General features: G+C 70.5%; 18 protein-coding genes, 1 other RNA gene and 1 pseudogene. 9 read left to right on the plus strand and 11 right to left on the minus strand.

What is annotated here, in order from left to right; genetic code table 11:
- The first annotated feature begins 136 nt into the window (after positions 1–136).
- Both E0E30_RS02600 and E0E30_RS02605 read left to right on the plus strand, forming a co-directional pair.
- The gene (locus tag E0E30_RS02600; protein WP_130864968.1) at positions 137–871 is read left to right on the plus strand and encodes a zinc ribbon domain-containing protein; all 735 of its coding nucleotides are present in this window, start codon (positions 137–139) and stop codon (positions 869–871) included.
- A 68-nt stretch (positions 872–939) separates the two neighbouring features.
- Entirely contained in the window at positions 940–2403 is a 1464-nt protein-coding gene (locus E0E30_RS02605; RefSeq protein WP_130864969.1) for an RNB domain-containing ribonuclease, read from the plus strand.
- Between the two features lie 63 nt (positions 2404–2466).
- Here E0E30_RS02605 and E0E30_RS02610 read toward each other — a convergent pair whose 3' ends face one another.
- Positions 2467–3147, minus strand: a complete 681-nt coding sequence (locus E0E30_RS02610; RefSeq protein WP_245306475.1) for a TM2 domain-containing protein — start codon at positions 3145–3147, stop codon at positions 2467–2469.
- A gap of 104 nt (positions 3148–3251) precedes the next feature.
- Between E0E30_RS02610 and rnpB the strand changes: the two genes are divergently transcribed.
- An RNA gene (gene rnpB, locus E0E30_RS02615) (RNase P RNA component class A) lies at positions 3252–3634 on the plus strand.
- A 182-nt stretch (positions 3635–3816) separates the two neighbouring features.
- On the opposite strand, the gene E0E30_RS02620 is transcribed toward rnpB, so the two are convergent.
- The 3 genes from E0E30_RS02620 to map all read right to left on the minus strand — a co-directional run bounded on the left by E0E30_RS02620 (position 3817) and on the right by map (position 7434).
- The gene (locus E0E30_RS02620) at positions 3817–4014 is read right to left on the minus strand and encodes a CstA-like transporter-associated (seleno)protein (protein ID WP_130864970.1); all 198 of its coding nucleotides are present in this window, start codon (positions 4012–4014) and stop codon (positions 3817–3819) included.
- On the minus strand, positions 4011–6272 hold the full coding sequence (locus tag E0E30_RS02625) for a carbon starvation CstA family protein (protein ID WP_130866695.1): 2262 nt from the start codon (positions 6270–6272) through the stop codon (positions 4011–4013). The genes E0E30_RS02620 and E0E30_RS02625 overlap by 4 nt, the downstream gene beginning before the upstream one ends.
- Before the next feature lie 394 nt (positions 6273–6666).
- Positions 6667–7434, minus strand: coding sequence for a type I methionyl aminopeptidase (map, locus tag E0E30_RS02630; RefSeq protein ID WP_280953295.1), 768 nt, complete (start codon positions 7432–7434; stop codon positions 6667–6669).
- Positions 7435–7559: 125 nt separating this feature from the next.
- Here map and E0E30_RS02635 point away from each other — a divergent pair, with 125 nt between their 5' ends.
- On the plus strand, positions 7560–7805 hold the full coding sequence (locus tag E0E30_RS02635) for a hypothetical protein (protein ID WP_130864972.1): 246 nt from the start codon (positions 7560–7562) through the stop codon (positions 7803–7805).
- A 101-nt stretch (positions 7806–7906) separates the two neighbouring features.
- Here E0E30_RS02635 and E0E30_RS13565 read toward each other — a convergent pair whose 3' ends face one another.
- A complete protein-coding gene (locus E0E30_RS13565) occupies positions 7907–8266 on the minus strand; it encodes a hypothetical protein (protein ID WP_245306634.1) in 360 nt (119 codons plus the stop codon).
- A 417-nt stretch (positions 8267–8683) separates the two neighbouring features.
- Positions 8684–8890 (minus strand): annotated as a pseudogene (locus E0E30_RS13785) (DUF2510 domain-containing protein); the annotation flags it as partial.
- A gap of 53 nt (positions 8891–8943) precedes the next feature.
- On the opposite strand from E0E30_RS13785, the gene glnA (E0E30_RS02645) reads away from it, so the two are divergent.
- Positions 8944–10245 carry a type I glutamate--ammonia ligase gene (glnA, locus tag E0E30_RS02645; RefSeq protein ID WP_130866696.1) on the plus strand — a complete coding sequence of 434 codons (1302 nt, stop codon included), beginning with the start codon at positions 8944–8946 and terminating at the stop codon, positions 10243–10245.
- A gap of 53 nt (positions 10246–10298) precedes the next feature.
- On the opposite strand, the gene E0E30_RS02650 is transcribed toward glnA (E0E30_RS02645), so the two are convergent.
- The gene (locus tag E0E30_RS02650) at positions 10299–11099 is read right to left on the minus strand and encodes a sterol carrier family protein (protein WP_130864974.1); all 801 of its coding nucleotides are present in this window, start codon (positions 11097–11099) and stop codon (positions 10299–10301) included.
- A 148-nt stretch (positions 11100–11247) separates the two neighbouring features.
- Here E0E30_RS02650 and E0E30_RS02655 point away from each other — a divergent pair, with 148 nt between their 5' ends.
- Positions 11248–14208: a bifunctional [glutamine synthetase] adenylyltransferase/[glutamine synthetase]-adenylyl-L-tyrosine phosphorylase gene (locus E0E30_RS02655; protein WP_130864975.1), complete on the plus strand. Its 2961-nt coding sequence runs from the start codon at positions 11248–11250 to the stop codon at positions 14206–14208.
- Positions 14209–14220: 12 nt separating this feature from the next.
- Here the strand turns inward: E0E30_RS02655 and E0E30_RS02660 are convergent, their stop codons facing one another.
- The gene (locus E0E30_RS02660; protein WP_411914006.1) at positions 14221–15450 is read right to left on the minus strand and encodes a threonine/serine exporter family protein; all 1230 of its coding nucleotides are present in this window, start codon (positions 15448–15450) and stop codon (positions 14221–14223) included.
- Positions 15451–15601: 151 nt separating this feature from the next.
- Positions 15602–16429: a Nif3-like dinuclear metal center hexameric protein gene (locus E0E30_RS02665; RefSeq protein WP_130864977.1), complete on the minus strand. Its 828-nt coding sequence runs from the start codon at positions 16427–16429 to the stop codon at positions 15602–15604.
- Positions 16430–16546: 117 nt separating this feature from the next.
- On the opposite strand from E0E30_RS02665, the gene E0E30_RS02670 reads away from it, so the two are divergent.
- Together E0E30_RS02670 and E0E30_RS02675 are read left to right on the plus strand one after the other, a co-directional pair.
- Positions 16547–17188, plus strand: coding sequence for a hypothetical protein (locus tag E0E30_RS02670; protein ID WP_130864978.1), 642 nt, complete (start codon positions 16547–16549; stop codon positions 17186–17188).
- Between the two features lie 47 nt (positions 17189–17235).
- Complete coding sequence (locus E0E30_RS02675) at positions 17236–17778, plus strand: hypothetical protein (RefSeq protein WP_167853862.1); 543 nt, start codon at positions 17236–17238, stop codon at positions 17776–17778.
- A 72-nt stretch (positions 17779–17850) separates the two neighbouring features.
- Here the strand turns inward: E0E30_RS02675 and E0E30_RS02680 are convergent, their stop codons facing one another.
- Complete coding sequence (locus E0E30_RS02680; RefSeq protein ID WP_245306476.1) at positions 17851–18855, minus strand: YdcF family protein; 1005 nt, start codon at positions 18853–18855, stop codon at positions 17851–17853.
- Positions 18856–19022: 167 nt separating this feature from the next.
- Positions 19023–20444 (minus strand): type I glutamate--ammonia ligase, encoded by a 1422-nt coding sequence (gene glnA / locus E0E30_RS02685; RefSeq protein WP_130864980.1) that lies wholly within the window; start codon positions 20442–20444, stop codon positions 19023–19025.
- A 375-nt stretch (positions 20445–20819) separates the two neighbouring features.
- Between glnA (E0E30_RS02685) and E0E30_RS02690 the strand changes: the two genes are divergently transcribed.
- Complete coding sequence (locus tag E0E30_RS02690) at positions 20820–21236, plus strand: RDD family protein (protein ID WP_130864981.1); 417 nt, start codon at positions 20820–20822, stop codon at positions 21234–21236.
- The last annotated feature ends 1 nt before the right edge of the window (position 21237 follow it).

Raw genomic sequence — 21237 nt, forward strand, 5'->3', positions numbered from 1 at the left:
CGACTCCTACCTCTCTGTGACCCCCGCGGGTCGCGGCTCCGGCCAGTCTAGTAAGCGGGGACGTCGAGCGATCGGGGCGATAGGCTGTGCTGACCGGTCCACGGCAGGGCCGCGAGGATCGTCCCAGGAGGTTCGAGTGAAGGCCGCACCGCAGGACCAGTGGAAGCTGCTCGACCTCGTCGAGACCGACCGGCTCATCGCCCGGGCGAACCATCGTCGCGCCACCCTTCCCGAGCTGGCCGAGCTCAAGGAACTGGCGGTGCGACGTCGCGACCTCGCCGAGGAGGTCGTCGCCAAGCAGACGGTGCTCTCGGACGCCCGATCGGCCCAGGAGCGCATCGAGCACGACCTCGAGCCGGCCCGCGCCCGGCTGGCCCGCAACCAGGCCACCGTCGACTCCGGATCGCTCACCGATCACAAGGCCCTGCGCGGCATGGTCGAGGAGATCGACCACCTCGGACGGCGCATCGCCGAGCTCGAGGACGCCGAACTCGAGGCCATGCAGGCCGTCGAGGACGCCGAGAAGGACCACTCCGACGCCGACCGACGCCGCATCGAGCTCGACCAGCACATCCGCGGGGTCCTCGGCTCACGTGACCAGTCCTTCGCCGCCATCGACAAGGAACTCGCCGGGCTCGCCGAGCAGCGTCGCGCCCAGGCGGCCGGGGTGCCCACCGACCTCCTCAGGCTCTACGACACCCTGCACCAGCGCACCGGGATCGGTGCCGGCCAGCTCGAGCACGGGGTGTGCGGGGCCTGTGGCATCGCCGCCAATCCGGGCGATCTTCGTCGATACCAGTCCGCCGCACCCGACGACGTGCTTCGCTGTGAGGAGTGCGATCGCATCCTCGTGCGTACCGCCCGATCCTGAGTCCCCGGTCGGGGACGTCGCACGGGGTCGGCGTGACGCCACGACCAGACCCGTCCAGGAGCTGACCCATGCCACGACGTCGTTTCCGCCTGCGCGCCGCCGACGACCACACCCCCGCCCCCATCCGTGACGCCGTCGCGCAGTTGCGACAGCGCGTGGGGGTGCCCGACGACTTCCCCGAGGCCGTGGCGACCGAGGCCGCGATGTCGGCGACCGCCGGGCCGGGTCTGCCTCCCGGGGGCCGGGAATGGATCGACCGCACCGACGTCGAGTTCGTCACCATCGATCCGCCGGGGTCGATGGATCTGGACCAGGCCCTGCACCTCGAACGCCGTGGCGACGGCTACCGGGTGCACTACGCCATCGCCGACGTCGCCGCCTGGGTGCGTTCTGGCGGACGGATCGACGTGGAGACCCATCGGCGCGGACAGACCTTCTACGCCCCGGCGTCGCGCACCCCGTTGCACCCGCCCGTGCTCTCGGAACAGGCGGCCTCCCTCCTGGCCGACGGCACGGCCCGCCCCGCGCTGCTGTGGACGATCGACCTCGACGCCGAGGGGCGGCAGCAGGACGTCGAGGTGGTGCGGGCCATGGTCCGGTCGCGCGCCCGGCTCGACTACGACGGCGTCCAGAAGGACCTCGATACCGGCACCGCGTCCGAGTCGCTCCAGCTGCTGCGGACCGTCGGGCAACTGCGCCAACAGGTCGAGGCCGACCGGGGTGGCGTCTCCCTCAACCTGCCCGACCAGGAGGTCGTCGTCGGGGCGGACGGGTCATGGCGGCTGCACCTTCGCACACCCTTGCCGGTCGAGGACTGGAACGCCCAGATCTCCCTGCTCACCGGGATGGCGGCCGCCGGGCTCATGGTCGACGCCGGGGTCGGGCTGCTGCGCACCCTGCCGCCGGCGAGCCCGCAGACCGTCGACGCCCTGCGTCGGATCGCGTCCACCCTGGGTATCGCGTGGGCTCCGGGCGACGGCTATGCCGCCATGGTGCGCACCCTCGACCCGGCCGTCCCCGCCCAGCGGGCCATGATGATGGCCTGCGTCCTGCTCTTCCGGGGCGCTGCGTACACCGTCGTCACCCCGGGGCTCACCGGGGACGGGCTCGTGCACGGGGCGCTGGCGTCGACCTATGCGCACACGACGGCCCCGCTGCGGCGTCTGGTGGACCGATACGTCGGTGAGACCTGCCTGGCCATCTGCGCCGGTCTCGAGGTGCCCGAGTGGGTGTCCGCCGCGCTGCCGGACCTGCCGGCGACGATGAAGTCCTCCGACTCGCGGGCCAAGGCCTTCGAGCGCGGCATCATCGACCTCGTCGAGGCCCTCGTGCTGTCCGACGAGATCGGCCAGCAGTTCGACGCCGTCGTCGTCCAGGCGGCCCCCGACGGCACCTCGGGGACGATCGTCATCGACGACGTGGCCGTCGAGGCCCCGGTGCGCGGCACGGGGATCGCCCTGGGGCAACGCCGTCGGGTCATGCTCGTGAGCGATGACCCGGCTCAGGGCAAGGTGGCCTTCCGTGCTGTGTGAGGTCCTCGGGAGTGCCGGCCGGGGGCTCGTCGGGGCGATGCCCCCGGGGCGTCGAGGCGGGCGTCAGGGGCGCAGGGTGCGGCCCTCGGCGTCGTAGGCGAAGGAACTCGGCGGAGTCGCGGCGAGGATCATGATGCCCTCGATGAGCCCCCAGATGGTCGACACCGGGGCGAGGATGCCCGCCGACAGGACGCTGATGAGCAGCTGGGCGACTCCCTTGCCCGTGCGACCGATGTAGAAGTTGTGGATGCCGAGGGTGCCCAGGAAGACCCCGAGCAGACCGGCGGCCAGCTTCGATCGGGAGCTCATCGCCGGCACACCCGGGTAGCCGTAGGGAACCGGGGCGTAGGGCTGGTTCGGGTAGGACGGTGCGCCGTAGGGGTCGGCGGTCGGTGCGCCGTAGGCGTTCTGCGGGTACGGGGTCGGCTGGTAGGGAGCCGACGGGTACGTGGTGTTCGGGAACGGGGACGTGGCGTAGGGCTGAGGATCTGGCCCCGCCTGGTAGGGCTGAGGATCGGGCCCCGCCTGGTAGGGCTGAGGATCGGGCATCTGGGGCACGGTCCCGCCGATCCACGTGTCCCCGGCCGAGCTGGTGTCGCCCCAGCCCGAAGAGGTCGGCAGCACCGACGTCGGCTCGGTCGCGCCGGTGTCCGGCAGGCTCGTCGTCGCCTCCTGGGACCAGGAGGTGGTGGACTCGGGCGCCCAGGGGTCGGGGGTCTTGGGATCGTTGCCGTGCTCGGTCATCCTGGTCTCCTGTCCGACAGCCTCGACATGAGGTCGATGGTCACGGATCGTAGCCGACCCGGTGTCGGGCGAGCGGGCCCAGCACGTACAATGGTCGGTCGGACGAGCCACCCGGGGTGATCGCGGCAGCCCAGAGCTGTCGAGGAAAGTCCGGGCTCCACAGGGCAGGGTGGTGGGTAACACCCACCCGGGGCAACCCGCGGGACAGTGCCACAGAGAACAGACCGCCGGTCCTCGGACCGGTGAGGGTGAAACGGCGGGGTAAGAGCCCACCGCGTCACCGGTGACGGTGACGGCACGGCAAACCCCACCCGGAGCAAGGCCAAGAAGACCGGAAGGTCGCGGACGTGATCGAGGGCTGCCCGCCCGAGCGTCCGGGTAGGCCGCGCAGCCGCGAGGCTGGAGGACGTCGGCAACGGCGTTCACAGATGGATGATCACCGGCCCCATCGGGGTCACAGAACCCGGCTTACAAGGGTGGCTCGTCCCCCATCTCAACGGTGTCCGGGCGGTGCGCGGGTTGGGTGCCCGTCGAGGTGTGGGTGAACCGGTGTCAGGAAATCGCCCTGAGCGGGACTTTCCTCCCCCGGAGGGGAACATCTCGCCGCTCAGGGTGATTTCCTGACATGCGGCGGCGCAGCTCACCGGCCACGTCGCGCTCACTCGGGTCTCAGCAGCACCTCACGCCGGGATGGCGACCCTCCCGATCGCACTTGTCGGCCCAGAACTCCCGCTCCGACATCGGGGTGTGGCCCGTTCGGCGACACCACACGAGGTACTTGTCGTAGGCATCGGCCCCGGTGACCCCGCGGACGTACCAGTGCACGGCTCGTCCGGCGTCACGGAGCCGGTCGAGGACCGCGCTCATGACGCACCCGCCGTCTCGTGCTCCGGGGTGGCCTTCGCCTGCCGATGATGGTGCTCCAGGTCAAGGTCCGGGTGGGCGGTGTAGAACTCGTCCCACTGGCGCTCGAGGCTCCGCTCAGCCGGACTGGCCACCAGACCGGACGGGGCGAAGATCCGCGACGGGAGGGCGGGGTCCTCGGTGTCGGCGAAGGGGCGTCCGGCGAGGGTCTGCACGGTGCGAATGCACGCGACGACCATGACGATGAGGGCACAGACGACGAAGAGGATGGACATCGATCCCTGGATGGCGGTGTTCGTCACGACGGTGTGCATCTCATCGAGGTTCTTCGCCGCACCCAGCTGGGTCTTGCCGGCGGCGATCGCGCGCCGATAGGTCATGTGGTTGGCCCAGTAGCCGATCTTGGGGTCGGGGGAGAAGATCTTGAGCCAGGACCCGTAGACGGTGATGACGGCGGTGAAGACCATCGGCACCGCGATGACGAGCAGCCTCCACCGATGACCTTTGCGGGCGAAGACGACGAGGCAGATCGACAGGGCGACGGCGGCGAGCAGCTGGTTGGCGATCCCGAAGAGGGGGAAGAGGGTGTTGATGCCACCGAGGGGGTCGGTGACGCCCATGAGGAGGATCGACCCCCACCCGGCCACCATGATCCCGGTCATGAGCCAGGATCCAAGGGTCCACGAGTGGTCCTTGAGCCGAGGCCAGAAGTTGCCCAGGGCGTCCGAGAGCATGAACCGGGCGACGCGGGTGCCGGCGTCGACCGAGGTGAGGATGAAGAGTGCCTCGAACATGATGGCGAAGTGGTACCAGAAGCTCATCATGGCCGGTCCGCCGAAGAGCTGGTGCATGATCGTCGCCAGCCCGACCGCCAGGGTCGGTGCGCCTCCGGTGCGGCTGATGACCGAGGTCTCACCGACGAGCCGGGCGGTCTCGGTGAGTTGATCGGGCCGCAGGTGCACCCCGGTGAGACCGAGCGAGTTGACGTAGGCGACCGCCCCCTCGACCGAGTTGCCGGTGGCCCCGGCGGGGGAGTTCATGGCGTAGTAGACGCCCTGGTCGACGCACACCGCCGCCACCAGGGCCATGATCGCGACGAAGGACTCCATGAGCATGCCGCCGTAGCCGATGAGCCGCGCCTGGGACTCCTTCTCGATGAGCTTGGGGGTGGTCCCCGAGGAGATCGTCGCGTGGAACCCCGACAGCGCCCCGCACGCGATGGTGACGAAGAGGAAGGGGAAGAGCTTGCCGGAGAACACCGGTCCGGCACCAGTGTGAGCGTAGAGGGTGATGGCCGGGGTGGTGATCGTCGGTCGGACGATGACGATGGCGACGGCGAGCATGGCGATGACGCCGACCTTCATGAAGGTCGACAGGTAGTCGCGGGGGGCCAGCAGCATCCACACCGGCAGGATTGCGGCGATGAACCCGTAGAGGATGATCGCCCAGGCCAGGAAGGGCCGGCCCAAGTGCAGTGCACTGGCGATCGCAGTGTTCTCGATCCAGCGTCCCGAGGCGATGGCCAGGAGCAGCAGTACGACGCCGATCCCCGACACCTCGAGCACCTTTCCGGGACGCAGATATCGCAGGTAGAAGCCCATGAAGAGGGCGATGGGAATGGTCAGACCGACGCTCCACACGCCCCAGGACGACGCCGCCAGGGAATTGACGACGACCATGGCGAGGATCGCCACGATGATGAGCATGATCGTCAAGGTGGCGACGAGAGCGGCGATACCGCCGAAGCGCCCCAGCTCGTCCTTGGCCATCTGGCCGATGGAGCGACCACCGCGCCTCATCGAGATGACGAGGACCAGGTAATCCTGGACGGCGCCGGCGAAGATGACCCCGACGATGATCCAGATCGTTCCCGGCAGGTAGCCCATCTGGGCGGCCAGGACCGGGCCGACGAGAGGTCCGGCCCCGGCGATGGCGGCGAAGTGGTGGCCGTAGAGGATGCGTCGGTCGGTGGGGACGAAGTCGCGGCCGTTGTAGTCGTACTCGGCCGGGGTGGCGCGATGGTCGTCGGGGTGGACGAGCTTGTTCTGGATGTACTTGGCGTAGAAGCGGTAGCCGATGAGGTACGACCCCACCGCCGCGAAGACGAACCAGATGCCGTTGACTGTCTCGCCGCGGTGGACGGCGAGCATCCACCAGCCGAGGCCGGCGATGGCCGACAGGACGATCCAGATGGTCGCGCGCAGTGGGGTCCATCGCTCGTGGTGGGCCCGTTCGGCAGGGGTGATGCTCGTGGCCGGCATGTCCGTCGGCGTCGAGCTCGGGTCGTGGGTGGTCGTGAGGTTCATGGTCTCCTCCAAAGGCGCGGGGCCACGCCGAGGCGATGCGTGGCGACAGTCCGGTAACGCCGTCGTGGGTCGGACTTCGCGGCGACGCTACGCCGCAGTGTGCCGCGATCGCCGGGCACGACACGCCGAAAACGTGAGAAAAGTCACAAAGTACACGACCAGACGCCCGCGTGATGTGGTGCCGAGGCCGAGGTGTGGCTGAACCGGTGTCAGGAAACCACCCTGAGCTGTCAGGAAACCACCCTGAGCGCGCGTTTCCTCCCCCGGAGGGGAACATCTCGCCGCTCAGGGGGAATTCCTGACACGCACCGGCGCAGCCGACCCCGGACCGGCCCCGGCGAGGCCGAGCTCAGTCGAGGGTGGTGAGGATGCGGGCCCCGCCCGACTCGACGACGAGCGTCTGCTCGAACTGGGCGCACCGGGAGTGGTCGTTCGTCACGACCGTCCAGCCGTCGTCCCACTGGTGGGAGTGGTAGTCGCCCAGGGTGAGCATCGGCTCGATGGTGAGGGTCATCCCCTCCTCGAGCGGCAGGTCGTAGCGGGGTTCGTCGTAGTGGAAGACGATGAGCCCGGAGTGGAAGGCCGTGTGCACCCCGTGGCCGGTGTAGTCGTGGACCACCCCGTGGCCGAACCGCTTGGCGTACTTCTCGATGATCCGCCCGATGATGCTGATCGACCGGCCGGAACGAACCGCCTTGATGGCCCGGTTCATCGCCTCCTGGGTATGGGTCACCAGGTCCTTCGAGGCCTGGTCGACGTCGCCGCACAGGAAGGTGTAGCAGTTGTCGCCGTGCACCCCGTTCTTGTACGCGGTGACGTCGATCTTGACGATGTCACCGTCCTCGAGGGGGCGGGCGTCGGGGATGCCGTGGCAGATGACCTCGTTGACGCTCGTGCAGATCGACTTGGGGTAGTCGCGGTACTCGAGGGTCGACGGGTAGGCGCCGTGGTCGCACATGTACTCGTGGGCGATCCGGTCGAGCTCATCGGTGGTCACCCCGGGGGCGACGGCCTTGCCGGCCTCGTGCATGGCCCCGCACGCGATCCGTCCTGCCTCCTCCATGGCGGCGATGACCTCGGGGGTCTGGACGTGTGACCCGGTGTACTCCTCGGGCACGTCACCCAGGCCGACGTAGGGCGGTCGGACGATCGAGGCCGGGACGGACAGACGAGGACTGACGGGAAACGGTTCGATGGAGGTCACGTCGTGCAAGTCTATGAGCACGACCCCGAGGAGGAGCCATGGCCCACGAGGATGAGTACTACTGGTGCCTCACGCACCATTCGGTCGAGCCCTGGGACGGGTGCCGGTCCGGCGACCGGCTCGGACCGTACCCGAGCGCTGCCCAGGCCGCCCAGGCGCTCGACCGGGCCCAGGCCCGCAACGACGCCTGGGACGCCGATCCGCGTTTCAAGGACGACGACGAGGACAAGGACCCCGACGACAAGGAGGAGGGCTGGGGGCCGTTCCGACACCCGGTGCGCTGACCGCCGGTGAGCCCGGCCCGGGCAGTTCTGGCTCCGCCGTCGCTGGCGGATGCGCTCCGCCGGTGGGGACGGTCTGGCCGCATTCCACCGGAGAGACTCGCTCAGCCGACCCGGATGGACTCGCGCGCCTGGTCGACGAGCTTCTGCCGCGCCGAGTCGCCGATGGTCGCCGAGTTGAAGTACAGCCCGAGGAAGTCCGAGGCCCCCGTGTTGACGACGACGACGTCGACGACGTCGCCGTCGACCTGGGGCAGCTGGGGGATGCGCACGTGGACCTGTTCGCGGACCCACCAGCCCTGGTGGCCGTCGATGGTGACCTGCTGGTCCGAGACGACGTTGCGGCCCGAGAACTCCTCGTAGTACTGGGAACTGGCGAAGCAGTCCATCATCATGTGGGCGGCCGTCCTGGGCTCGGTGAAGCCGTCGGCCACGGCGAGCCCGCCCACCGCCGAGACGCTCATCCAGCCCGGGTACACTTGGTCGGTCTGGGCCTGCTGGTTGCGTACCCAGGGCAGCAGGAGGGACTCGTCGGTCCATCCGGGGATGCGCTGCACCGAGATGCCGCCGCCGTGCAGGCGGCCGCCCGTGCTCGTCGTCCCGGAACCACCGCCGGCCTGCGGGCACTTGACGGTCGAGGATCCGGCCGAGGGGGTGGTGGACTTCTCGTTCCAGGCCGAGACGGTCGGGGTGGACGAGTTGAGATCGGGCTGGGCCTGCTGGCGATGGCCCTGACCCTGTCTCACGACGATCCACACGACGAGCCCGATGACGGCCAGCACCGCCAGGACGACGAGGACCCCGCGTCCCGGACCCCGGCGGGTGGGGGCCTGGCCGGGGCCGCCGGATCCGCGCGCTGCCCGGTACGACGGCGAGGGGCCTCCGGCCGGCGTCGTCGACGTCGTCCAGCCCGAGCCGTCCCACCACCGCAGGGTGTCGGGAGTGCCGGCCGGGTCGGGGTACCAGCCAGGGGCAGGGGAGCTCGCCATGGCCACGAGTCTACGGGGCGTCCTTGGGTCGATCCTGTGGCCGACGACGGCCACCGGGCACGGCCGGGCTCCCGAGCGATTGTTACGGGTTTGAAACATCGGATCGGCACACTGGTGTCATGAGCAGGCAGACCGAGTTCGTCCTGCGTTCCATGGAGGAACGCAACGTCCGTTTCGTCCGGCTGTGGTTCGCCGACGTGCTCGGCTCCCTCAAGTCGGTGGCCATCGCCCCGGCCGAGGTCGAGGGGGCCTTCGCCGAGGGGGTCGGCTTCGACGGGTCGGCCATCGAGGGGTACGCCCGGGTCTACGAGTCCGACATGGTCGCCCACCCCGATCCCTCGACCTTCCAGATGCTGCCGTGGCGCGAGGGCACCGGCACCGCCCGGATGTTCTGCGACATCGCCAATCCCGACGGCACCCCGAGCTTCGCCGATCCCCGTCACGTCCTCAAGCGGGCCATGGCCAAGGCCGCCGACATGGGGTTCACCTTCTACACCCACCCGGAGATCGAGTTCTACCTCCTCAAGGAGGCCCACCGTGCCGGCGGCACCCCCGAGCCCCTCGACAACGGCGGGTACTTCGACCACACGACCCTGGGAGCCGGCACCGACTTCCGTCGCGACTCCATCTCGATGCTCGAGCAGATGGGCATCTCGGTGGAGTTCAGCCACCACGAGGGCGCGCCCGGTCAGCACGAGATCGACCTGAGGTACGCCGACGCCCTCACCATGGCCGACAACATCATGACCTTCCGGGTCGTCATCCGCGAGGTGGCGTCACTGCGGGGGATCAACGCGACCTTCATGCCCAAGCCCTTCAGCCAGTACCCGGGGTCGGGCATGCACACCCACGTGTCCCTCTTCGAGGGCGACACCAACGCCTTCTACGACGCCTCCGACGAGGCCCGGCTGTCGCCGGTGGCCAAGCACTTCGTCGCCGGACTGCTGCACCACGCCCCGGAGATCACCGCGGTGACGAACCAGTGGGTCAACTCCTACCGTCGTCTCGTCGGCGGCGGCGAGGCCCCGGCGTACATCTGCTGGGGCTGCAACAACCGCTCGGCCCTGGTGCGGGTGCCCGCCTACAAACCCGACAAGGCGTCCTCGGCGCGGATCGAGGTGCGCTCCATCGACTCGGCGACGAACCCCTACCTCGCCTACGCCCTCATCCTCGCCGCCGGCCTGTCGGGCATCGAGCACGAGTGGGAGCTGCCCGAGGAGGCCTCCGACGACGTGTGGAGGCTGTCGGCACGTGAGCGGATGGCCCTGGGCATCAAGCCCCTGCCTCGTGACCTGGGGCAGGCCATCGCCGCCATGGAGGACTCCGAGCTCGTCGCCGAGACCCTCGGCGAGCACGTCTTCGACTACTTCCTGCGCAACAAGAAGGCCGAGTTCGACGACTACTTGGGCCAGGTGAGCCAGTTCGAGCTGGATCGGTACCTGCCTCGACTGTGAGACGCCGGCAGGTGCCCCTGCGCTGAGGGGGAACGCCGGACCGGAACCCGGGTTCAGTCGAGCAGGGCGGTGAGGCTGCTCGCCAGCGGGATGACCGGCAGCATGTCGGCGACGTCCTCGACGTGCGACCCCGATGCCTGGATGCGTCCGGCCGACCTCGCGTCGTCCCAGGTCGTCAGTCCCGTGGCCAGGGCGATGAACGTCGTCATGTCGGTCTCGGCGACGTTGGGCGGGGTCCCCCGGTGATGGTCGGGGCCGGCGTCTCGCGCGCTCAACTGGACGGCGGTGGCCGGGGGCACCCGCATCTCGATGGTCCGGCCGCCGTGCACCTGTCCCAGGGCGGTGGCGAGGGTCCTCGACACCTCCATGAGGACGGGCCGGGGCAGCGTCAGCCCGTCGCGCATCCCCAGGGTCGCCGCCTCGACCAGGCCGACCCGCAGGTGGTCGACGAAGCGAGCCGGGCCGACGAGGGTCTCCACGGTGACCGGGAGGGAGCGTCCCGCCCCCAGGGCGTTGCGGGCCGTGAGGACGAGGGAGCGGGCCTGTGGCAGGAGGTCCTGGGGGGTGTCGTCGGCGCTCACTTGGGTGCCGATCCGGGCGAGCATCGGGGTGGCGGCGGCCCGCTCCCGGAGCAATTCCCACAGGGCCATCGGCCGCAGGGTCGTCGGGACCTCAAGGGTCTGCAGGGTGTCGGTGAGCCACACCATGACATGGGCGATGTGACGGCGTCCCCAGCGCGGATCGGTGGGCTCGGGGCGAGCCTCGGACCGGGCAGCCGCCGGCAGCAGCAGGTCCATGCCGGCCAGCCACGTGGTGGCGACCTTCCTGACCTCCTGCTCGGTGCGAGCTGCCATGACTGTCACCCCCACGATGCTAGGCCGGGCAGTTTCCCGGACGACGACCCCGACATGTCCATTGGGCAACGTCCAAGTGACATCCACGGTCCGGGTGCAGAGGTTAGTCTCGGCACGACGGGTCGTGCACGGCAGGACGGAGGACGAGATGGCCGATCGGTTGGTGACCCTCGAGGCCGAACTCGTCCGTCACGGCGCCGCCGACGGGGCCAGAGCTCGCCGTTTCCACGACATGACCGCCGCCGCCCTCGGCGCCGACCCCCGGCGGTGGGCCGGCTGGGAGGACGAACTCGAGGACGCCTGCGACGTCGACCAGGCCCTCTCGGCCATGGCCGACGTCTCCGCAGCCGCTCCCGAGGCGACCCGCAGCTGCCTGGCCGAGCCCGACCACGCCCGGCGCCTGATCCGGCTGCTGGGGGCGTCGACCGAGCTGGGACGCCATCTGGCCGCCCACCCGGAGGACCTCGCCCAGGTCGTCGCCGATCCCCGGGCGTGGACCGCCGAAGACCTGCGCGAGGACCTGCTGGCCACCGTCGAGGCGCGGCCCGACGGGAGCGGACTGCTCGTCGCCGGGGCCGACCCCACCACCGGGGCCGACGCCCTGCGCCTGGCCAACCGGCGCCACCTCGTGCGGATCGCCTGCCGTGATCTCGACCGCGACGACCCGACCACCATCACCGAATCGATCGCCGCCGAGCTGGCCGATCTGGCCGACGCCGTCGTCGAGACCGCCCTGGCCCTGGCCCGCGCCGCCACACCCGGTCATGACGCGGCCCGGCTCGCGATCCTGGCCATGGGCAAGTGCGGGGCCCGCGAACTCAACTACATCTCGGACGTCGACGTCATCCACGTCGTCGCGCCGACGAGGGACGACGTCTCCTCCTCGCGGGCCGTCGAGGTCGGCCAGCGGCTCGCCGCCGCCGTCGCCCGGATCTGCTCGGCCCACTCGGCAGCCGGGTCCATCTGGCAGGTCGACGCCGCCCTGCGTCCCGAGGGCGACGCCGGCCCACTGGTGCGCACCCTCGAGTCGATGGGGGAGTACTACCGGTCGTGGGCGAGGAACTGGGAGTTCCAGGCCCTGCTCAAGGCCAGGCCGATGGCCGGGGACCGGCAGCTCGGTGAGGACTTCTGCTCCCTCGTCGCACCGCTGGTGTGGAAGGTCGGCGAGCAGGACGGGTTCGTCGCCCAGACCCGGGCCATGCGCACCCGCGTCGTCGACCACATCCCCCGGCGCGACCGCGACCGCGAGATCAAGCTCGGCCCCGGGGGTCTGCGGGACGTCGAGTTCACCGCCCAGCTGCTGCAGCTCGTCCACGGACGCCAGGACGCGTCGCTGCGGGTGAGGTCGACCTTCGACGCCCTGCGCGCCCTGTCGGCCGGCGGGTACATCGGCCGGGCCGACGCCAACAGGCTGCTGGCGGCCTACCGACTCGAACGGACCCTCGAGCACCGCGTCCAGCTGTACCGCCTGCGTCGCACGCATCTGCTGCCCGAGGCCCCCGAGGACCTGCGTCGGCTGGCCCGGGCGGTCGGTCTGCACCGAGCCGAGGACGTCCGTGACCTGTGGCGGACGACGTCGAGGTCCGTCCTGCGCACCCACAACCGGGTCTTCTACTCGCCCCTGGTCGAGGCCGTCTCACGGATCCCCTCGGAGGAACTGCGGATGACGACCCAGGCCGCCCAGGTGCGGCTGCGTGCCCTGGGCTTTCACGACGAGGCCTCCGCGTTGCGGCACATCGAGGCGCTCACCCAGGGCACGAGCAGATCGGTGCGCATCCAGGCCCAACTCATGCCCGCCATGCTCGGCTGGCTCGCCGAGGGGCCCAACCCCGACCACGGCCTGCTCGCCTTCCGCCAGGTCTCCGAGGGTCTGGGGACGTCCCCCTGGTACCTGCGTGCCCTGCGGGACGAGGGCGCCATGGCCCAGCGGCTGGCCGCGGTGCTCTCGGGGTCGCGGCTGGCCGTCGACATGCTCGTGCGCGCCCCCGACACCGTGCAGGTGCTCACCGATGACGATCTGGCCCCCCGCGACGGCGCCGAGGTGCGCACCGAGATGCTCCGGGTGGCACGGCGTCACCCCGAGGTGGCCGACGCCGTGCGTGCCATCCGCGCGGTGCGACGCCGCGAGCTCTTCCGCGTCCTCGTCGACGTCGTCCTGGGGATCATCGACGTCGAGGCCGCCGGTCGGGCACTGTCAGACCTGGCAGGGGCCACCGTCGACGCCGCCCTCGACGCCGTGAGTCGTACCGTCGAGAACCCGCCGCGGATCGGTGTCGTCGCCATGGGACGCTGGGGCGGCGCGGAACTGTCCCTGGGGTCGGACGCCGATGCCATGTTCGTCGTCGAGGACGGCGGGCCGCAGGCCGTGGCCGCGGCCACCGAGATCGTCGCGCGCCTGCGGACCCTGCTGGCCGCACCCGGACCCGAACCACGTCTGGACCTCGACGCCGGGCTGCGCCCCGAGGGACGCTCCGGGCCGCTCGTCCGCACCCTCTCGAGCTACCGCTCGTACTACGCCGGCTGGTCGAGCACCTGGGAGTCGCAGGCCCTCCTGCGGGCCGCCCACGGCGCCGGCGACGAGGACCTCACGGGGGCGCTGGTGGGGTCCGTGGCGCACCTGCGCTGGCCCGCGGACGGGCTCGACCCGGCCCAACGCACCCAGGTCCGCCGGCTCAAGGCGAGGATGGAGAAGGAACGGGTCAAGCGCGGCACCGATCCACGGCTCGACGTCAAGATGGGTCCCGGTGGTCTGGCCGACGTCGAGTGGACGGTGCAGATGATGCAGCTCGACCATGCCGGTCAGATGGAGTCCCTGCGGACGACGTCGACGCTGGCGGCCCTCGACGCCGCCCACGAGGCGGGTTTGGTGGACCTCGAGCAGACCCAGGCGCTGCGTGCCGCCTGGATCGACGCCAGCCGGCTGCGCAACGCCATCGTCTGCGTCCGTGGTCGGGCCGGGGACGTCATGCCCTCCGATTCGGGCGACCTCGACGCCGTCGCCCGGATCATGGGTCTGGGGCCGGGAGCCTCCGAGCTCGTCGTCGAGAACCACCTGCGCAGTGCGCGGCGGGCCGGCAAGGTCGTCGAGGCGATCTTCTGGGGCTCCTGACGGCCGCGGGTCTCACGCCCGGGATCGGAAGGCGTGCGGGCTGGGGATCGGCTTGGCGAAGGCCCAGTGCGGGTCGGTGAGCATCCGGGCGACGGCCAGCCCGGCCGAGATCGACACGACGGTGAGGACGGCGTCGGCCCCGAACCCGAGGGCCTGGGAGACGTCGCGGCCGTTGAGCCAGTACATCATCCGGTACATGGCCGCTCCCGGCACCATGATGACGCAGGCCGGCACGGTGAGCGTGATCCGTGGAAGGTGCAGGCGCGGTGCCAAGGGGGCGGCCATGAGCCCGATGACGAGACCGCCGACCCCGGCGGCGAGCTGATTGGGCATCCCCGCCTGGCCCAGACCGAGCCGACAGAGGTTGCCGATCATCCCCAGGAGGGCGGCGACGAGCACCATCGGGGCGGTCGAGTTGAAGAGCACCGCGAACCCGGCGACCCCGAGGAAGGTGGCGAGGGCGAAGGCGATCCACTGCCACGCCCCCGGCAGGGAGAACTGGGTCGGCAGCGGCGCCATCCCGGTGGCGAAGCTCATGACCCAGGCCGACAGGGTGGCGGCGATGACGAGCCCCAGGGAGTACGTCGCCCGGCTGAGTCCGGCGGTGAAGTCGAGCCTGGCCATGTCGAGGATCGACGTGATCATGGGGAACCCGGGCACGAGGAAGAGCAGGGAGGCGACGTATCCGGGTCCGTTGACCGACCTGAGCAGGGGAAGCCCGGTGGCGTCGAGCAGGGCCACGATGACGAGGTACACCAGGGATGCGAGGGCTGCCGCCAGGGCGGCGACCCCGAACTGGTTGAGCCACCGGTGGGCCAGACGACGCCGCAGATCCTGACCGGCGCTGGCCGCGACGAGGACGACGAGGGCGTCGAGCGGGCTGAACCGGTTGAGGATGGCGAATCCGGCGCAGGCGACGCCGCCGGCCAGGGTGTTCTGCCAGGGCTTCCACACCGGGGTGACGGTGCGTGAGACGCGGTCGAGCTCGGCCTCGAGGTGCTCGGCGGTGCAGTCCTCGGGCAGATGACGTGACACGTGTTCGAGGGCTGCGATCCGTGCGGCGTCGACCTTGACCCGGTACACCTCACGCACGACGGTGCGGAAGTTGTCGCCCCGATGGGCGGTGACCATGATCTCGGTGAGGCTCACCGAGGCGTCGTGGCGCTCCATGCCCAGGGCGCTGGCCGCCCGCTCCATGGCTCGCTTGACGCGGTACGAGCCCGTCCCCGAGGCCAGCAGCATCGATCCGAGGCGTACCACCGCCTCCGTGTCGTCGATGAACTCCCGATCGTCACGTGCTCCCACAGTCATGACATTCTCCCACCTCAGGGCGGGGTCGGATGGGCCGGGGTGGGTTCCGGGGGGTGTCCCTGGGAGGATGCGGCCGGCGGTGTCAGCGGCGCACCCCAATGGTCCACGGGTCGGTGCGTACGTCCAGGGCGGTCGCCGGGATGCCGGCCCCGGTGAGGCGCCGGGCGACGTCGTCACACCAGGGCGACTCGCTGGCCCAGTGGGCGACGTCGACGAGGACCGGTCCGCCCGCACGCAGGTGCTCGTCAGCCGGATGATGGCGCAGGTCGCTGGTGAGGTAGGCGTCGGCGCCGCTGGCCCGGGCGGCGTCGAGCAGGCTGTCGCCGGCGCCCGAGCACAGCGCGACCGTCCGCACCAGCGTCGTGGGGTCGCCGGCGGCGCGCACCCCCCAGGTCGTCCGGGGGAGGCGGTCGGCCACCAGTTCGGTGAACTCGGCCAGGGTGAGGGTAGCCGGCAGGAGGCCGACCCGACCGATGCCCTCGACCGGGCCGGGCCGGTGATCGTCGCCGTCCACGGGGCGGGACGCCGGTTCGAGGGTCCCGGTGACGGTGAGTCCGAGCAGTCCGGCCAGGACGTCGTTGACCCCGCCGATGGCGGCGTCGGCATTGGTGTGGGCGCTCATGAGGGCGACGCCGGCCCGGACGAGCCGGTGGACGATCCGCCCCTTGGGTGTGTCGGCGGCCACCGAGGTGACCCCGCGCAGCAGCAGGGGGTGGTGGACGACGAGCATCTGCGCACCCGCGTCGATGGTGCGCGCCACGACTTCGTCGGTGGCCTCGAGGGCGGTGACGACCCCGGTGACCTCGTCGGTCGGGTCGCCGCACACGAGTTCCGGGCTGTCCCAGGACTCGGCGAGGCGAGGGGGATACCACCGATCGAGGAGGGTGCGGACGTCGTCAACAGTCGTCATGGGTGCAGGGTACCCAGTGGGGGCGTCGGGGCTCAGGGGTGACGTGGGCACCCACCGGTGACGCCCTGGCGGCCCCGATGTCGTCGTCACCGACTGCTCGTCCGATAGGTTGGGCCCATGCGCATGCCTCGTCCCCCCGCGGCCATGGCGGCCGCGCTGCTGCTGCTCGCCGGCTGTGGCCAACACGTGCCGACCGTGGCCGAGCAGGCCAAGGGTGCCGGTGCGGCTCCTCCGCCCACCCGGGTCGCCGTGTCGTCCGCCAGTGCCTCCGGATCCTCGCGGGCCCATGGGACGCCGACCCCCTCGGCCAGCGTCTCGGCACCCGCCTGCCAGGGGAGTGCCGATCTCGCCTTCGGTTTCGGTGCGGTGCGCGCCGCCGACGGGCAGGGGTCGATGGTCGTGTCCATGCGCAACTGCACGACCGACACCTTCACCCTGCCCAAGGTGCCGCAGTTCACGGCGTCGACCGCCGACGGGCAGAGCGTCGACATCACCTGGACCGCCGGCAAGGAGGTCGGGAGTCGTCTCATCAAGCCCAAGGAGACCCGTTCGCTCACCCTCACCTGGCAGCTCGCGTCCTCCTGCTCCGCTGGTGCCCAGGTCCTGGGCATCAACGTCCGCGGGGTGGACGCCACCACCGAGGGATGCCTGCGTCTGGGCAGGAACCCCCAGCAGGCCTCGGCCGATCCGTCCGCCAGTCATGATGCCAACGGTGAGGTCGACACGTCGAGTGAGGTGACGGTCACTTGGAACCCGTGACGAGGGTCGGACGCGGGTCGGTCACGGTGGGGGTGATGTCCTTGGTCATGACCGCCGTGACCGTCACCGGGTGCACCTCGCCGGACGTTCCCGCCGTGCCGGCCGCCCGTGTCCCGAGTGGATCGGCCTCGGCACGTCCGTCGTACCGCGTCGCCGCGCCCACCACCGAGGCCGGGGTCCGTCGGGAGGTGAGCTGCCGGGGCCGGACGACGCCGGTCGTCGGATTCGGCCAGGTCGACGCGGCCCTCGGTACCCGGGTCCTGCGGGTCACCCTGCTCAACTGCTCCGGGCGGCAGCTGCCCGTGTCCCGGCCGGTCATCGTCGCGTCGCGCGATGGCGCTCCGGTCCCGGTGAGGTGGCTGGTGGACGGCACCTGGCAGGACCCGGTGGTGCCCCCTGCGGGGCGATGGGACGTCGACCTCGTGTGGCACTCGAACGGGCGGTGTGAGCGCGGGGCCTCGCGTCTGGACGTCACCCTCGGCGGTGCGCGGGCGTCGGTGACCGACTGCCTGCAACTCGGTGGGCAACAGGCCGTCACCGGCGAGGAGGACGGCGTCCCGGTGGGTCGGATACGCGTCGTCGCCGGTTGAGCTGTCCCGGGCCCGACCGGCCGGGCGTGCCCGGGCGAGGCAGGGCCACGGTGGCCGGCGCCGTCCCGGGGTTCAGGATGCCCACCACAGCAGGGGAGGGATGGCCACGAGGACGGCCAGCACGGCCCCGTTGAGCCAGGGATGGCCGACGAGCAGCGCGATGAACTCGCGCAGGAGCGCGCTCGGCAGGAAGTACCCGGCCGTGTCCGACCCGATGACGGTGGCGGGGGCGATGCCCTGACGCCGACACAGGTCGGCGGCCCGCACCGCGTGGTAGGAGCTGGTGACGACGACGGGCGACCGTGTTCCTCCCGCCGGCACCAGCGCCGTCGAGAAGGCGAGGTTCTCATCGGTGTTAGTCGCACGGTCCTCGACGACGATGGCCTCGCGGGGTATGCCTCGGGCGACCATGTAGTCGGCCATGGCGTCTCCCTCGGTCCGTAGCTCGTCCGAGCCGCGTCCGCCGGAGGGGATGAGCATCGAGGTGTGCCCGGAGGAGACGTCGAGGTGCCACTGGTCGATGGCCCGATCGATGCGAGAGGCGAGCAGCGGGGGCACCCGGTCGCCGATGAGCCCGGATCCGAGCACGATGATGTCGTGGTCGCCCGGCTCCATGCGGCGTCGCCAGATGACCGCCACGGAGGCGAGATAGCCGAGGAAGGCGAAGGACAACCAGGCCAGCGCCATGGTCGCGCTGGCACCGACGACGATGGCCGGGTCGATCGCGGTGCCGATGGCCAGGACCATCCATACCGGCAGCGCCATGAGTGCCAGTCCCACCAGCCCCGACAGCATGTTCGACGGGCTCAGCCCCTCCCTACGGGCCATCGTCACCCCGTTGAGGACGAGGAGCACCGGCAGCGCCAGGGCACCCAGGCCCATGGCGACCACGACGAGGACGGCGATGGCGGGCCCCACCGCGGGTAGGAGAGCCAGCGACACGAGTGCGGTGGCGACGCCGGCAGCCACGGCGAGCGCCAGCACCATGCCGTTGCTCCAGGCTCCGGGACGCTGACGCACCAGGGCGTGGTGGCAGGCGAGCAACAGGAGTGTCGTCAGGGCGGGGATGAGGATCACGGATCCATCGTCGCCGCTGGGGCCGGTCCTGTCGTCATGCCATGGGTGGGTCTTCCGGTCATCCCGCGGAAGGACGGGCAGGACGACACCTCCCCCGCAGAACGACGTCCTGACGGGGGAGGTGCGGTCTGGGGGCAGGCTCAGATGTCGTCCTGCCGGAGGCAGGCTCAGATGTCGTAGTACAGATCGAACTCGTAGGGGTGCGGGCGCTGCTGCAGTGCCGCCAGGTCGCCGCGCTTGAGCTCGATCCACGTGTCGATGAGGTCGGAGGTGAACACGTCACCGGCCTCGAGGAACTCGTGGTCGTCATCCAGGGCGTTGAGGGCACCCTCGAGGCTGCTCGGCACCTGGTCGAGCAGGTCGTGCTCCTCCGGCGGCAGCTCGTAGATGTCCTTGTCGACGGGCTCGTGCGGCTCGATCTTGTTCTGGATGCCGTCGAGACCGGCCAGGAGGATCGCCGAGAAGGCCATGTACGGGTTGGCCGACGGGTCGGGGCAACGGAACTCGACGCGCTTGGCCTTGGGGGACGGGCCGGTGATCGGGATGCGCATGCAGGCCGAGCGGTTGCGCTGCGAGTAGACGAGGTTGACCGGGGCCTCGAAGCCCGGCACGAGGCGGTGGTACGAGTTCGCCGACGGGTTCGTGAAGGCGAGCAGCGCCGGGGCGTGCTTGAGGATGCCGCCGATGTAGTAGCGGGCGGTGTCGGAGAGCTGCGCGTACCCGTTCTCGTCGAAGAAGAGCGGATCGCCGTTCTTCCACAGCGACGAGTGGACGTGCATGCCCGAACCGTTGTCACCGAAGATCGGCTTCGGCATGAAGGTGGCGGTCTTGCCGTGGTTCCAGGCGACGTTCTTGACGATGTACTTGAACTGCATGACCGCATCGGCGGACTTCAGCAGGGTGTCGAACCGCCAGTTGATCTCGGCCTGGCCGCCGGTGCCGACCTCGCTGTGGGCGCGCTCGACCTTGAGGCCGATGGCCTCGAGGTGCGAGACCATCTCGTCGCGCAGGTCGCCGAAGTGGTCGGTCGGCGCCACGGGGAAGTACCCGCCCTTGTACTTGACCTTGTAGCCGCGGTTGCCGCCCTCCTCGACGCGGCCGGTGTTCCAGGCCCCGGCCTCCGAGTCGATGGCGTAGTAGGAGGTGTTCTGGCGGGTGTCGAAGCGGACGTCGTCGAAGACGTAGAACTCGGCCTCGGGGGCGAAGAAGGCGGTGTCGCCGATGCCGGTGGAGGTGAGGTAGGCCTCGGCCTTCTTGGCGATGTTGCGCGGGTCGCGGCTGTACGGCTCCTTGGTGATGGGGTCGTGCACGTTGAAGTTGACGATGAGCGTCTTGTGCGTCCGGAAGGGATCGATCCAGGCCGTCGTCGGGTCGGGCAGGAGGGCCATGTCCGACTCGTGGATCTTCTGGAAGCCGCGGATGGACGAACCGTCGAAGGCGAGCCCCTTGTCGTAGGTGTCCCTGTCGAATTCGCGGGCGGGGACGGTGAAGTGCTGCATGACCCCGATGAGGTCGCAGAAGCGGACGTCGATCATCTCGACGTTCTCCTTCTTCACATAGGCGAGCAGCTCGTCTGCGTCGTGGAACATGTGTCCTCCATGAACTCCGTGGTGTTGACCCGAAGCTAACCGACCTTGGTTGCCTCGCGGTCACCATCATGTTTCGGCCGTGTTACAGACCAGTGGGCGGGGTGGGAGCAGGGCGGTCTCGGCGCCCCGGCGCGGTGGGGCCGAGACCGCCCTGCTCCCCCCCCGCCCACTGGTCNCGCCCCGGCGCGGTGGGGCCGCGGGCGGGGCATCGCGAGGGGGCGTCAGGAAAATCCCCTGGGATCGACTTCGTTCCCCTCCGGGGGAACAATCCGCCGCTCCGGGCGATTTCCTGACATCGGTGCCGGACCACCCGGTCGTCATCGGGCGCCCAGCAGCGGCAACCGGCCGCCGTTGCCCGCCGGATAGGCTGGGGGAATGACCACCACCCATCCGGGCTCGACCCTCGGCCTGCCGGCCACGGGCCGGGGTTCCCTCGCCTCGTGGAACCGGCGAATCGGCGCCCTCGTCGTCGACTGGGCCGCCTCGATGGCCGTCGCGGCGGGCATCTTCGGGCCCAGTGTGCTGCGCGGTGGCGGGTGGGTCGTCTGGATGCCGATGGCGGTCTTCTTCGTCGAGTCCACCGTGCTCACGGCGATCACGGGGGGCAGCTTCGGCCAGCTCCTGGCGCGGATCGCCGTCGTCCGACTCGACGGTCCGGCGCCGCTCGGCTGGTGGCGGTCGGCCGCCCGGACCGCCATGAAGTGCCTGGTCATCCCAGCCCTGGTCATCGGTGCCGAGAGACGTGGCCTGGACGATCTCGTCCTCGGCTCGGTCGTCGTGGCGAGGGTCTGAG

It is taken from the genome of Acidipropionibacterium timonense (genome assembly GCF_900605005.1).
In the GTDB taxonomy this organism is placed as follows: Bacteria; Actinomycetota; Actinomycetes; order Propionibacteriales; family Propionibacteriaceae; genus Cutibacterium; species Cutibacterium timonense.